The 14,331-nt window shown below is 31.2% G+C and carries 9 protein-coding genes; 2 read left to right on the top strand and 7 right to left on the bottom strand.

Annotation, left to right across the window (positions count from 1 at the left end; translation table 11 throughout):
• Window positions 1-25 precede the first annotated feature (25 nt).
• From GQS58_RS06650 to GQS58_RS06640, 3 genes are all read right to left on the bottom strand, one after another.
• Window positions 26-2,707: a glycoside hydrolase family 3 C-terminal domain-containing protein gene (locus tag GQS58_RS06650; protein ID WP_166384142.1), complete on the bottom strand. Its 2,682-nt coding sequence runs from the start codon at window positions 2,705-2,707 to the stop codon at window positions 26-28.
• Between the two features lie 574 nt (window positions 2,708-3,281).
• Complete coding sequence (locus GQS58_RS06645) at window positions 3,282-3,422, bottom strand: hypothetical protein (RefSeq protein ID WP_166384140.1); 141 nt, start codon at window positions 3,420-3,422, stop codon at window positions 3,282-3,284.
• An 815-nt stretch (window positions 3,423-4,237) separates the two neighbouring features.
• Entirely contained in the window at window positions 4,238-4,882 is a 645-nt protein-coding gene (locus tag GQS58_RS06640; protein WP_166384138.1) for a T9SS type A sorting domain-containing protein, read from the bottom strand.
• 460 nt (window positions 4,883-5,342) lie between these two features.
• On the opposite strand from GQS58_RS06640, the gene GQS58_RS06635 reads away from it, so the two are divergent.
• Complete coding sequence (locus GQS58_RS06635) at window positions 5,343-6,752, top strand: alkaline phosphatase (RefSeq protein WP_166384136.1); 1,410 nt, start codon at window positions 5,343-5,345, stop codon at window positions 6,750-6,752.
• Window positions 6,753-7,417: 665 nt separating this feature from the next.
• Complete coding sequence (gene ribB / locus GQS58_RS06630) at window positions 7,418-8,080, top strand: 3,4-dihydroxy-2-butanone-4-phosphate synthase (protein WP_166384134.1); 663 nt, start codon at window positions 7,418-7,420, stop codon at window positions 8,078-8,080.
• 182 nt (window positions 8,081-8,262) lie between these two features.
• On the opposite strand, the gene GQS58_RS06625 is transcribed toward ribB, so the two are convergent.
• From GQS58_RS06625 to GQS58_RS06610, 4 genes are all read right to left on the bottom strand, one after another.
• Window positions 8,263-9,732, bottom strand: a complete 1,470-nt coding sequence (locus GQS58_RS06625) for a hypothetical protein (RefSeq protein ID WP_166384132.1) — start codon at window positions 9,730-9,732, stop codon at window positions 8,263-8,265.
• A gap of 156 nt (window positions 9,733-9,888) precedes the next feature.
• Window positions 9,889-11,472, bottom strand: a complete 1,584-nt coding sequence (locus GQS58_RS06620) for a carbohydrate binding domain-containing protein (protein WP_166384130.1) — start codon at window positions 11,470-11,472, stop codon at window positions 9,889-9,891.
• A gap of 3 nt (window positions 11,473-11,475) precedes the next feature.
• Complete coding sequence (locus tag GQS58_RS06615) at window positions 11,476-12,504, bottom strand: DUF5627 domain-containing protein (RefSeq protein WP_166384128.1); 1,029 nt, start codon at window positions 12,502-12,504, stop codon at window positions 11,476-11,478.
• Between the two features lie 102 nt (window positions 12,505-12,606).
• The gene (locus GQS58_RS06610; protein ID WP_166384126.1) at window positions 12,607-14,328 is read right to left on the bottom strand and encodes a RagB/SusD family nutrient uptake outer membrane protein; all 1,722 of its coding nucleotides are present in this window, start codon (window positions 14,326-14,328) and stop codon (window positions 12,607-12,609) included.
• Window positions 14,329-14,331 lie beyond the last annotated feature (3 nt).

Here is a 14,331-nt window from a genome sequence, read left to right as displayed (position 1 = left end):
CCTAAATAATTTAAGTTGTTATTAGTTATTTTATTAATGCTATTTTTTTAGTTAACACACCACTTGTAGTAGCATCTGCAACACCTTTAAAACCTGGTTGTTTACCACCCACACTTATTGTTAATGCTCCAGGTTCTAACACAGAACCACCATCATTATTTATTAAAGCATATTGTTTTGGAGTGATACTGTGGCTAAACATTTTTGTTTCGCCAGCTTTTAAATGAATTCTTTCGAAACCTACTAAAGTTCTTATTGCTGCATCTGTTTTGCCTTCATGAGAAATATACAGTTGTACAACTTCATCTCCATCAACGCTTCCAGTATTTTTTACCTCTACACTTACCTGAATTTCTTTGTTTACGACAACTTCATTAGAAACATTTAAATTAGTATAAGTAAAATTCGTATAACTTAAACCATGACCAAAAGGAAAAAGTGGATCTCCTTTAAAGTATTTATAGGTTCTATTCGCCATGTTATAGTTTTTAAAATCTGGTAAATCATTTACTGATTTATAAAAAGTTACAGGTAACTTTCCACCAGGGTTGTAATCGCCAAACAACACATCTGCAATAGCATTTCCTCCAAATTCACCCGGATACCATGCTTCTAGAATAGCAGGAACATTATCGGCAGCCCAATTAACAGCCAAAGCACTTCCGTTCATTAAAACCAAAATGGTTGGCTTACCAAGTGCCTGAATTTTTTTCATTAATTCAATTTGCGTTTTTGGAAGTTTAATATCAGTACGATCTCCTTTATCAAATCCTTCCAATAATACAGGCATTTCTTCACCTTCAATATCTGGAGATAACCCTAAACAAAGCACCACAACTTCAGAATTTCTTGCAGCCTCTAAAGCTGGCGTCATTAAATCTTGATCCATTTTTGCCCAAACAAATTGTGCTTGAGGATCTGAGTGGTGGTTATAATATTCTATTTTAACGTCATGAGACTGTCCTGCTTTTAATTCCATATCAAAATACTTGGTTTGAGTATTATGATCGTCACTAAATTCGAACTTAAGTTCGTTATCAAAATAAAATTTAACATCGTTACAAGCTTTAAACCCTACTCTGTAATTCCCGTTTTCATTTGGAACTAATTGTCCTGTCCATCTTACTGAAAAAACATCAGTTTTTAAATTTTTAATGGGTCTATCCTTCATCCATATAAAATCAATTTCTGCATCGTTTCTTGTAAATTCTGGTGTTCCTTCCCAATCTTTATTGGCAAAATACTCCCCTTTTAAACCTTTGTTATCACCATTTTTAAGAGCTAAAGTTGGTATGGTGTTTAAAGTAGGCCAACCTATGGCAATATCACTTCCTAATGCATAATTTATGGTAGCGTTAGGTAATTTATCTGTAATTGCTTTTAATGGTGTATTAAATTGATTAGGTGTACCGTGATAGTTACCTAATAACGCTTGTTTAGAGTCTGCATTTGGACCAATGATTGCAATAGATTTTATATTTTTACTTAGCGGAAGTATATTGTTCTCATTTTTTAACAATACCATAGATTCTCTTGCTATTTTTTTAGATAAAGCATAATGACCTTCACTTGCAACAACGCTATAAGGAATTTTTGCCCATTTAACGTCTTTATCGTTGTCGAACATACCCAGTTTAAAACGTGCAATCATTAATCGAGTTAATGCCAAATCAATTTTTTCTTCATCAATCATTTTTTTAAGCACCGCTTCTGTTAAATTAGGATCATAACAGTCTCCACAATTTAAATCTGTTCCTCTAGCAACAGCCAATGCACTTGCTTCTTCTGCTGTTTGTACTATTTCATGATGACCTGATTGCCAAAAATCATTAATTGCCCAACAATCTGAAACTACATAGCCTTCAAACCCCCAATCGTCACGAAGAATTTTATTTAACAACAAATTACTACCACAGCATGCTTCATCTCTAAAACGATTATATGCACACATAACAGAGTGCACATTAGCCTCTTTTACAGCTGCTTCAAAAGCTGGTAAATACGTTTCGTATAAATCTTTATTTGATGTTTGATAATTATCTTCATGTCTTGATTTTTCTGGACCACTATGCACAGCAAAGTGTTTTGCCGTTGCCACCAATTTTAAATATTTAGGATCATCTCCTTGAAGTCCTTTTATATAGTTAACACCAATTCTACTTGTTAAGTGTGGGTCTTCCCCATAGGTTTCTTGTCCTCTTCCCCATCGTGGGTCTCTAAAAATATTAATATTAGGTGTCCAAAACGTTAAACCTTGGTAAATACCTCTTTTACCTTCACTAACAAATTTATGATGTTTTGCTCTTGCTTCATCTGAAACTGCCGTTCCCATTTCAAAAATTAAAGGAGCATTCCAAGTAGCTCCCATACCAATACCTTGTGGAAAAACCGTTGCTTCTCCTGCTCTTCCAACCCCATGCAAACATTCATTCCACCAATTGTATTCTGGAATTCCTAATCTGTCTATTGCCGGAGCATCATAGCGCATTTGAGATACTTTTTCTTGAAGCGTCATTTGACTTATTAAGTCCTGAACTCTATCTTCAAATGACAAAGAAGTATTTTGAAATTTAAACTTGTAGGTTTCAGTTTCTGCTAGATTTTCTTTGTTTGTTTTACACGAAACAACCATAAATAGTACCATAACAGTTACTAAACATGATTTTGAAAACTTAACTAAAGATTGTGTTTTATTATTTATATTCATATAGTAGGTTGGTTTTTTATAGTTGATGAAATTTATATGTAATCAAATATTAGTATAAGTAAAAACAGCATAAACCCTATTATGAGAAATTCTATCCACAACTTATATTTTGATTTATTTGTCTTCATTATTACTTACATAGAAAATGCTTGAAACAAATATAATTTTTGAATAAAGCAAATGATGAGACTTATAAAGCAATTCATAAAAGAATTCTTGCAATTAGCTTTCTAACACTTAACGCGCAACATAATACATAAGTCGCAACATTTGTTATAGTAGCAGAAGTGACGCTACATACTAATTGCAGCTTATTCTTAAAGGTAATTAAGTTATTAAAACTACTAATTTAATTAGACTAACTAGATATTTAAGAGACCTAAAATTACAATTAATAAAACATAATGAAGCTAAAAACAGATGACTTACTCCTTTTATTAAATAGAATTTAATTTAATTTCTGCATCCATTATCTTCAAGTGTACTTTAAAGCATTTGACAAAATATGTGGGTAAAACAAAATAACTTTACAACACATTTAACTAAAGCGGGTAGCCTCAGTTTTTATATATTTTTAAACCTCTTTCCCATTAATTACCACTAAAATTTTATCGACTGCTTTTAGTGCATCTCGTAAATAACTTTTAAGTTTAGTGTTATCCACAACAATTAGATCTGTATCTAATTTATAAATTTTAGCACCTGTAGTAATCATTTCTTTTGTTATTTCTGAATTTGTCGACCATACAAATTTAAAATAATACCATCGACTCACTTATACAATCATAGAAAATGACTGGTACTTCATTGACTTCTATAATCTATCGTCATTTTATATGAAATAGATTCAACTAAAAAATTATAAATTCCATTTTTTTTTATCGAAACCAAGCTTTCAATTCTATCAAATCAATTATTTCTTTTTAGATAATATCATCCCAAAATTATAATATAATGCTTCAAAAGAAACAGTATTTTAGAAAGTATAACAGCTAATAACGTAACAATAATTTAAAATATCGAATAGTGAAGTGATCATTATTTTAATATTTTACTTTAAAATTCACCAAAAACTTAATCTTTTTTAGTAAACCATATTTGTAAATATAGATAAGATATGTTCTCTAATTGTGGTTTACTATATAAGGTAGGTAGTGCTTTAAAAAAACACATTCATTTTAACTATTTTATGAAAATGAATTGTTTATATCATTGTGCAGATATCTCTTTGATTTATTCTACTCCTTTAGAAGTATGTCATTATAAAAAGAAAAAGTTTCACAACAATTTATTTTAAAGACTTTTTGTAGACGGAGTTCATTTAATAACTAAAATTAGGCAAAACATAAAAAAGCAATTTTAGAAACAGTAAATGATATACTAAAAAACTTCTTTAAAAACCTTTAACAGGTTACCTAATCATACTATTGCTTAGGTAGAACTCCTATTAAATAATGCAACAGTATTTAAATAATAAAACTAGAAGAGTTTTCTAAAAAACCTTCCAGTTTTATTATTTAAATTAAACTTCTAATTTTTCAGAAACTTAACTTGTTTTTTATTATCAAAAATCAAAAAATAAACTCCTTTATTTAAAGCAGATACATTAATAGAATTTGATTGATTAAAATCATTTACATTTTTTACTGTTTTACCAGTAATATCAATCACTTTTACTTGGTTTACTTCAGATAAATTTTTAACAAATATTTCATCTAATACAGGGTTTGGATAGATTGCTATTGCATTAGATTTTGCATCCTCTAAACCAGCAGTAGTAGATATAGTAACCAAATTTCCGGTGTTATTGTATAAATCTACACCAGTTGAAGCCACTGTAATTTTTCCTGCCCAAGTATACACTTCTCCATTTATAGGGCCATTCGACACATTAAAAGTTATAGTTTGAGTACCTGATCCGATTCCATTTGGAGTTATATCAGTTAGATAAGTAATGTTCTTTGATCCCCAATCTGGAGACTCATCTGCTTTTGCTAATATTAACTGCCATTCGAATTTATCTCCTGCAGAGATTCCATTATAATTAAAAGTTAAATCTACAGAAGTTGTAGTTGGAGTAATTGTAGATTCAAACACAAGGTCGCTTAAACTTTGTGCGTTTACTGAAATAACAGTAAATAAAACGAGAGTAATTGTAAGTAGTTTTTTCATCATAATTTAATTTTAAGTGTTAAATCGATTTTAAGTATTAAAAATCAACCGGTTATAAAACTATCCATAAGTAAACAAAGCATTTATAACAAATCAAGCATCTTATAACAAAAATGCTGCTAACTACCCATTTTTACAATATGTTAAAATATTTTTAAAGCTAAATATGATACTTTAAAGTACAATGTATTAATAAAATAACGCAAATATTACTAAAAATCTAAGGTAATATTTTAAAGGTAATTGCCACAATTAATTAAAAAAACGACTTTACACGAATCATAATTAATTAAAAAAATAAGTCTCTTAAAACTATATTACTTTTATTTTTTAAGCAAGACAAAATTTTGCAATGAATATTTACAATGAATATTGCACCATAATTACCATAAATACGCCTATTTTTTTATACTCTAAAAACATAACTTATAGTACATTTACTTAAAAAAGTATTATGGTAAAAATGATAAAAAATATAGTGCTAATTTCAATAACATTTTTTTGCACTATTGGATACAGTCAAACTGAAACAAAAGCAAAATATGTCTTTTTGTTTATTGGAGATGGTATGGGGTTAAGTCAAATTTATACTACCGAAATGTATTTAAATTCGAAACCTAACGAGATTAAATCAGAAAAACTATTAATGAGTAGTTTTCCGGTTAACTCTAATATGACTAACTATTCTGCTAGTTCTTATGTTACTACTTCTTGTGCTGCAGCAACAGCAATGTCTACAGGGTTTAAAACAAATAATGGTATTATAGGAAAATCGCCAGACCAAACAATATCGTATGAAAACATATCTCAGAAAGCTAAAAAAGCAGGTTTTAAAGTAGGTATATTATCTAGTGTAATGATAGATCATGCTACTCCAGCATCTTTTTATGCACATCAAAATTCTCGTAATATGTATTATGAAATTAGTATGGAGCTACCCAATTATAATATCGATTATTTTGGAGGTGGAGGATTCCATCATCCTAAAGGGAAAAAAGGAGATCAACCAGATTCATATCAAAATGCTATAAATAAAGGGTATACCATTGCAAACTCTATAGAAGATATTAGAAATTTAAAAAATGGAGATGAAAAAATAATCGCTATAAATCCAGACATGTATCCTTCAGGAGAATTTCACTGGGCTATTGACCAAAAAGAAGAAGCATTTTCTCTTGCCGATTTTACAAAAAAAGGAATTGAAGTGATTGATAATGACAAAGGTTTTTTTATGATGGTAGAAGGCGGTAAAATTGATTGGGCATGTCATGGAAACGATGGTGTATCTATGGTTCATGAAGTACTAGCTTTTAATGATGCTATTAAAGAAGCCTATGAGTTTTATAAAGAAAGACCAGATGAAACCTTAATAATTGTTACTGCAGACCATGAAACAGGTGCCCTAACTACAGGGATAAATTATGTAACTAATCCAGAATACTTAAAATATCAAATAATTTCAGTTCAAGAGTTTAAAAGAAAAATGACAGAACTTAAAGGTACTGATCCAGAAGTTTCTTTTAATACTATTTTAGAATTAGTACAGGCAGATTTTGGTTTAGGAAACAAGGATGTCGGTTTGTCTTTAGATGATAAAGAATTAGCGCTATTAAAATCTGCTTACAACAAACAGTTTAAAGGAAATAAGAATGTAAACGCAGATGCAGATTATTTAAGTAAAACTGCAGTAAAATCTATTGCTGAAACAGCTGCTTATATTTTGAATAAAAAAGCAGGAATAAATTGGGCTTCTGGCGATCATTCTGGTACACCAGTTCCTGTTAGAGTTATAGGTAAAGGTCAAGAAGAGTTTTCTAAATATTTTGACAATACAGATTTACCAAAAAAAATACAGAAACTTATGGGTATATAAATAAATTATTTTGTTGATTTTATTTTTAAAACATCCTATATAAATAGGATAAAAAAGCAACAATATTTATATTAACTTTAATAAGTATTATAGAGTTTACTCTCAAGAATTAAACGGCCATAACAATGTTATGGCCGTTAGCTTTTACGGCAACAGTAACCAAAATAATTTATACAAGTAGTCTAAACTACCCTCTAATAATTGTTACACTTTAGTAGCTTCTTGTGCTATTATAACTAAATTAGGATTACAGGATAAATGAGTACATTATTCTTACAATGATTTTATAGATGCTCTTGCTAATCTTTAAAATGAAAGTCAATTAAAAATTAATACTGAAGTAAGTATTGAAAGATGTACGTTTTAAAAAGAGTTTTTTTTGATGTTACTACCAATCAAAAGAAGCCAAATTACCTTTAGCAGTTTTAATAAAAATGAAGTTCTAAGAAATTGCTACTTATTAGCTTATTAATTGTTTTAAGTAATTAAACAAACTAGGTATAGCGATAAATTAAACAAGAAATCTAAAAACATATTATCATTTACAGATTTGTCATAAAACTAAAGCTTAGTTATTTTCTAAAATAAAATGAATTTATTGACCTAGGTCAAATAATCTGACTTAAGACAACATTAATTTTGCAATTCAATTATAAAAATATAAAATGGTACTTGCAGAATTAGATACATTACAAACAGTTAATAAAAATAGTCAAGAGCGGGTAGAAAAAGTATTGATGCATCTTAGAAATGGAAAAGGAATTATTTTAATGGATGACGAAGACAGAGAAAATGAAGGTGATTTAGTATTCTCTGCACACCATATGACCAATAAACATATGGCACTTATGATTAGAAAATGTAGCGGTATTGTTTGCCTTTGTTTAACCAACGAAAAAGCAGATTTACTTAAGCTTCCTTATATGGTAACGGAAAACACTAGTAGCTATCAAACACCTTTTACAGTCTCTATAGAAGCAAAAGAAGGCGTAACTACAGGGGTTTCGGCTAAAGATAGATTAACAACCATAAAAGTAGCATCTAATGAAAATGCTACAAGTAATGATTTAGCAAAACCTGGTCATATTTTTCCATTAAGAGCTAAAAATAACGGTGTTCTAGAAAGAAAAGGGCATACTGAAGGTAGCGTAGATTTAATGAAATTAGCAGGCTTAAAACCAGAAGCTGTGCTTTGTGAATTAATGAATGACGACGGAACAATGGCAAAAAAGGACACTATTATTTCGTTTGCAGGTGAACACGATTTGATGGTATTAACTATTCAAGATATTATTCACTATCGTAAATTTGTAAGAGACTACAAGTAAAAAAAACTACTTCGCATTTATTAAATGCATAAAAAAAAGAAGAATATCATTTACTACTAGATGCTTTAGAGCTATGTAAACAATTGTTTAAAATACATCTAAAATAGAATAAAAAAAACCTGCTCTTAATTACGAAAATTAAGAGTAGGTCTTTTTATTATAATACCAATCTGATATTCTAGTTATTGATTTTTAAAAAGTGCTTTGGCATCAATTAAACTCAATTTATCTGCATCATAAAACACTAAATAATCAACACTAAATCGTTTTGATCTACCTGCTAAGGTTAACGTATATTCTTCTCCTTTTTTTAATCCATAGATTAAATTAAAAAACGTGTGTGTCCCTTTTTCTGCGCGTTGTCCCCAATGCCATTCTAATTCTGGTGTATTTGTACTCCCCTCTTGAAAATATTTAATATAATCTTCTAGCTCCGCTTTAGATAAATTTGTTTCTGAAGTAAAATCTCCTTTCATTTTAACAAAACCATCATTACACCAATCACCCTGCGCTCCTTCCAATCGCTTACTGCTCATCATTAATAACCTAAAATTTCCATCTTTAGGTGCCACAAAAGTATATTCTAAAGGTGAATTTGGTTCTCCCGTATTCGCCATATTACCTGTAAACTCAATATGTGCAAACCCAGAAGCTTTTTCAGTATAAAGAGCATCTCCCTTTTTTAAAACGTTCCATTCTTGTAAATCGGAAGTTGTGTTTTCTGCTTCTATAAAAATAAAATCGTTAGAGGTTAGTTTAACCTCTGGTGTTGGATTAGTCATTTCAATAGGTTTGTTTTCAAAAAGAGCTTTCACTTCTTTCCAACCTCCTTTTTCATTTCCATTATCTGGGCCTCCAGTAATTAACCAATATGTTATACCAGTATCCGAAATATCAAAATGTTTTTCTGTATTAGAATCCCAATTCTCTAACTCATCCACTTGGTAAGTATCATCTATATTGTATAACCATTGCCAATTTTTATTTGAGCTATTTTTTAACCATTGCCAATTGTTTATATGTGATTTAAAATCATCTTCTCCATTTGCATTATTTTGGTCAATAATATCATAATAAGTTACAGACGGAAAATCCTTTTTCATATCTGCCCAGGTTTTTTCATTTTCTCCATCGGTATGATCTTCATTCCATGTACTATGAGATATGGCATAAATAAATTGACGTTTATTTTCTGGTGTAGCTTCTATTAAGTTGTAAGCCATTTGCATTGGACCAGCGCAAATAAACCAAAGTGGGTTATTTTTACTGCTTTTTTTAGCTTCTTTAACAAAATTGGCTATTGCAGCTTCCTTTTCAGTTTGATCGTTAAATACTTTAGAAACATCAAGTCCAAAACGTTTAGCACCACCTTTAGCAGCCTCATCCATCATTTTCTCCCAACTTTCTCTAGAGTCTCCTAAATGATTATTATAATCATAATGTACAAAGCGTTTTTCTAAATCTGCATAATGCAAAAGTGCTAGTGAAAAAGCGGTTGCTCCCCAATCGTCTGAATCATGTAAATTTCCATCAGAACTAAAAGCGATACGCCCCTTAGGCATATTAATTTTTGATTTTTGTGCAAAACTTAATAGTGAAGAAATTAAGCATAATACTATTAAGGAATGCTTTAATAAATTGTTATTATTCATTTTTATGTTTTTTGATATTAAATTTATAAAATCTGTACTTTAAATACGACTTCTCTATTTTACAATACTATGTAAAAAGTAATAGGGTCAAGACTAAATGATTTTATCATTCCTTAGCCTTAACCCTATTTATAATTAACCAAGTAATTATTTTAATTATAACTCTTCAAGTTTAACATACTTAACTATAACACTGTTGGTTTGATACCCATTATTCAATAAGATTCTAGCAGCATCTGTAGTGTCATTAGACATTGTAAACTCACCAGTAAATCTTGTGGATTCTGAATCTGAAAGTGCTAAAGTCTCATTTCCGTAGTAATTTGAATAACCATGACGTCCATCTCCATCACCAACACTAAAACTAAAATCAAAACCTCCTTCACCAGGAACAGCCATTAATTCTATAGTAATTTTATATTTTGCACCTTTCTTCAAAGTAATGCCTGGTTTATACAATTGTAAAGAATATGTCTGTTCTCCTACAACAATATTATCAGAAATCATAACTCCATCTTTAGCATAAACATTAGAAGAACCACCATCAGAACCTTGGTTGGTCCAACCATCTATACCGTCAGTGAAATTAGATTCGTACAAAATCTCCGATCCCAAGGATATGGAAATAGTATCTGTAATTCCTGGATAACTAACAACGATTTCCGAAGTACCGTCTACATAAGTTGTTCCTTCTGCTGGGTTTGTAGTAATACCATAGATATCAAAATCTTGTGAATTAACAATTAAGTCCTCTTTTCCAGAAATAGCTAATCTTACGCTTAAATCTTGAAGATTTATCAATTCATCTGCAATATATAGAGTTTTCGATGGTTTCATCTCTAAAGTCATTCCTGTAACATTAATTTCGTTCACTGTTATAGGTATTCCTACCGCAAATCCAGAACCTGTCATTGCTTGAACTTCATTATCCGTAGCCTTCAATTTATCTTCATTGGCTGGCGTGGTCGTAACTCCAAAAGAAGCAAAATCTTCAAAAGAAAGCTCAAGTTCAAGTCCACCTGGAAGCATATAATTAATAGCTGTACCCTCAAGATTCAACCTTTCCCCTATATCATATACGTTTTTTGTAGGACCAGTCACTAAAGTAGCGCTTACCGGTTCAAATGCAATTACATTAATAGATTGAGTAACCTTTGCTTCTGTTTCTAAATAAGAAATAACAACAGCTGTATTACTTACTGCAAGAATATCACCATTCATTGGTGTAGTTCCAAACTTTTTACCAAAATCAGCAAAAGCTACATCAGTAGTAGTTCCATCCTCTTGTACCGTAGTAATTAAAAGGCTAGATAAATCTAATTTTTCTCCGCTTACATAATTCTTCTTAGGTTCAGTTTTTACAATTAGCTCTACGATATCATTGGTAACCTCAATAGCTTGAATCATACCTTTATCCGAATTATCTATTGTTATAATCAGAGCTTCATCAGAAAAATCTAATACTTTTCCATTAACTGGCTCTGTGGTAATACCTTTTGCGTCAAAAGAAGCATAAGGTATATCTTCACCACTCTCTCCTTCACCTAAGGTGATTACCATACTGGTAAGGTCTAATGTTTCTCCCAAAACATACTTTACTTTGGGTTGCGTTTTCATTGAAATACCACTTAATCTCGAATAGGAATTTTCTTCATCACTACTACAAGACGTGCACAATAATACCAAAGGCAATACAATGGCAACGAGCTTAAATAGTAAATTATTTATATTTTTTATCATTATCTATAGGTCTTTAAGTTCAACTGTAAACTCTTCAAAAATAGCTGTTCTATCTCGTATTACTAGAGTATCCTTTACGGTATGTGTCTCTGCATTAACGGCATCTTTATAAGTATAATTTAAATAAATTACATCTTTTTTATTTCCTCCAAAAGAATCTCCGTCTTCAACAAATTGACCAGTACCTGTAACCCCATAAGGATCGTTTTTATAACTACTTATAGTACAAGTGTTATCTGCATTAAAAGAAAGTTCCATAACAACATTTCCTGGACTAGAGTTTTCACCACGTCCAATAAGATTTTGATATTTAATCTTATCCATACCAGCTGTTTCTAAAAGTGTTAATTCATCTCTCTCTACAAAATCTGCATTGTATACTCTTCCTACTGTAGCGGTAGGCTCTGTAATCATATCATTACCTCTTCTAAGGTAGTTCCCATGAAATCTGTTCATAAATTTAATACCAAATAAGGTATAATCCTTTGGAAGCACATCCCAATCTAATGGATTTAGACGATCTGGATTAGCTATAAAACTTCTTCCTACAGACAAAGTATCCAAATTATCTGCCTTAGTCATTACTAAAGGAATTACATAATTAGTAGTATTTACCTTTCCAAACGACAATGTGTCTTTAAAAAATGCATCACGTAATTGAACCTGAATCCTACCCTTGGTAGAACCTACCGGAATAGATACAGGGCTTACAGTTTCAAACGTGTAATACTCTGCAGGAAGTGCCTTTACATTAGCTACGTTGTTTAAAATACTATTATCTACTTCAAAATAGATTTTTCTTTCTATATCGTTAGTATACACCCCTGTCATTAAGGCTGTTATTTCAAACCTATGATCATTATCGTTATCGTTAAAGGCTAAATCATAATCTCCTAGGATTAGAGTACGTGCTGGGTTTTGATAAGGAAAATAAGCTCCTTGAAACTCGAAATCATCAAACTCAGGTTCGCTATTGCTACATGATAAAGCTATCAGAGCACCTATTAATAAAACTATATTTTTTGTATTCATTAATGAAGAATTAATTGTTATTAAACATATTTTTGGATTTAGTTCCCGGTAACCTACCGGGAACTTAAACCAAATCTAATTTATTTCTGGTTATCCAATAGGTTACCAACCTTGGTTTTGTACTAATTGGTTAAATTTAACTATCTCGTTTTGTGGTATTGGTCCGTAGTTAGCATTACTATTATAAATTCTAGATTCCACATTTAAAATTGTATAATTGGCCCCATTAAATTTAGCTCCTTTAACGTTAGGTATTGTATTAAGAATACCCCATCGTCTTAAGTCATACAAACGATACCCTTCAAAACAAAGTTCTAATCTGCGTTCGTTTCTAATCAATTCTCGCATATCTGCTTTAGAAGTAATACTAGATAAATAAGCATCCCCACTACTTTGACCTACTCCAGCTCTAGATCGGATAGCACCGATTATAGAACGAGCACTCATACCATCTACCATATTATCAGGACCTCCCAATTCATTGGCAGCTTCAGCTAACAATAGATATAGATCCGTATAGCGTAGATAAATATTCATTTTTTCTGTTGTGGTTGTACTTCCATCGTTACTAATTACTAAATCTGGAGCTAACAATTTCTTCATATAGAAACCAGAACGTGTAGATTTACCTTGTACCTTATCTACTTCATTACTACCACCACCTACACCGGTATTGATAACTCTACCATTAAGATCGTTTCCGTTGTACAATATATACAAAGCCAAACGAGGATCTCTATTGGTGTATGGGTTAGCCGCATCGTAATCTGGGTGAGAAGTAGAGAACGGAGTACCGTCTAACATTGGAAATGCATCTACTAAGTTCTGAGTAGGATTTACAGCTCCATCTCCATTTAAAGAAGGTGGAAAATTATTTTCCTCTACAAATGCAGAAGTAAATACATTTTCTCTCCACAGCACTTCTGGAAATGTACGAGTACCGTTTGGGAAATCATAAAAGTTGGTCAACCCGTTAGGATCTAATCCAGCTACTCCTCCATTATCGTTCAATAAATCAGCCAAAATATTAGCTGCTATTTGGTAATTACCTCCTGATCCGTTTAAGAATGCGGGGCTAGCTGCTAACATATTCATTTTTGCTTGAATAGCTTTGATAATCCTTCCACTAACACGTCCATCTTGAGAATTACCAAAAACAAACTGATATCTTTCAGTATCAATACCGTCATATCTTGAGGGGCGCTTTGAAAGATCACCATCCCAATCCATTGGTAAATACTCTAAGGCTTCCTCTAAATCTGTATTGATACGAGCCACCGTTTCTTGAAAGCTTAATCTTGGTATATTAAAATCAGCATCAAAAGACAAGAAATCAGAAATATAAGGTATTCCTAATAATTCGCCTGAATTGCTTTTTCCTCCATGTTCTTGTAAAATCCAGAAATGTCTTATTCCTCTCAAGGCAATCGCTTCACCTAGCATTCTTTCCTTAAAAAGTTGATTGGTAACTGTATCTCTTTTCCAAGATACATTATCAATAACTTCCATGAAATTGTTCAAATATAGGATTTGTTCATACTGTCCCCATCTACTTGAAAATGCATTTTGAGCATTCCATTCTCCTGTAGCCATACGTCTAAAATCGTTAACAACGTTATTAACAGCATCGTCTGTAGCTACGTCACTAAAAGAATACTGATTTGGCATTCCCTCATAGCCATTAAGCAGTAAGCCTTCGGCAAAGGAGGGATCATTGTTCAATCGATTCTCTCCTTGTAAATTTTCATCCAAAGGCTCGATAGTACAAGCTCCTAAGGATAAGAGAACGATAGCTATCGTTGTATATTTAAAAAAATTTTTCATATC

The sequence above is a fragment of the Polaribacter sp. 11A2H genome, from assembly GCF_011379025.1.
GTDB lineage: Bacteria > Bacteroidota > Bacteroidia > Flavobacteriales > Flavobacteriaceae > Polaribacter.
This window is presented reverse-complemented; position numbering and strand designations above follow the sequence as displayed.

Coding starts and splice junctions, on each gene's coding strand:
- GQS58_RS06610 (WP_166384126.1), bottom strand. CDS start 14,328: ATGAAAAATTTTTTTAAATATACAACGATAGCTATCGTTCTCTTATCC.
- GQS58_RS06640 (WP_166384138.1), bottom strand. CDS start 4,882: ATGATGAAAAAACTACTTACAATTACTCTCGTTTTATTTACTGTTATT.
- GQS58_RS06635 (WP_166384136.1), top strand. CDS start 5,343: ATGATAAAAAATATAGTGCTAATTTCAATAACATTTTTTTGCACTATT.
- GQS58_RS06645 (WP_166384140.1), bottom strand. CDS start 3,422: ATGATTACTACAGGTGCTAAAATTTATAAATTAGATACAGATCTAATT.
- GQS58_RS06625 (WP_166384132.1), bottom strand. CDS start 9,732: ATGAATAATAACAATTTATTAAAGCATTCCTTAATAGTATTATGCTTA.
- GQS58_RS06620 (WP_166384130.1), bottom strand. CDS start 11,472: ATGATAAAAAATATAAATAATTTACTATTTAAGCTCGTTGCCATTGTA.
- ribB (WP_166384134.1), top strand. CDS start 7,418: ATGGTACTTGCAGAATTAGATACATTACAAACAGTTAATAAAAATAGT.
- GQS58_RS06650 (WP_166384142.1), bottom strand. CDS start 2,707: ATGAATATAAATAATAAAACACAATCTTTAGTTAAGTTTTCAAAATCA.
- GQS58_RS06615 (WP_166384128.1), bottom strand. CDS start 12,504: ATGAATACAAAAAATATAGTTTTATTAATAGGTGCTCTGATAGCTTTA.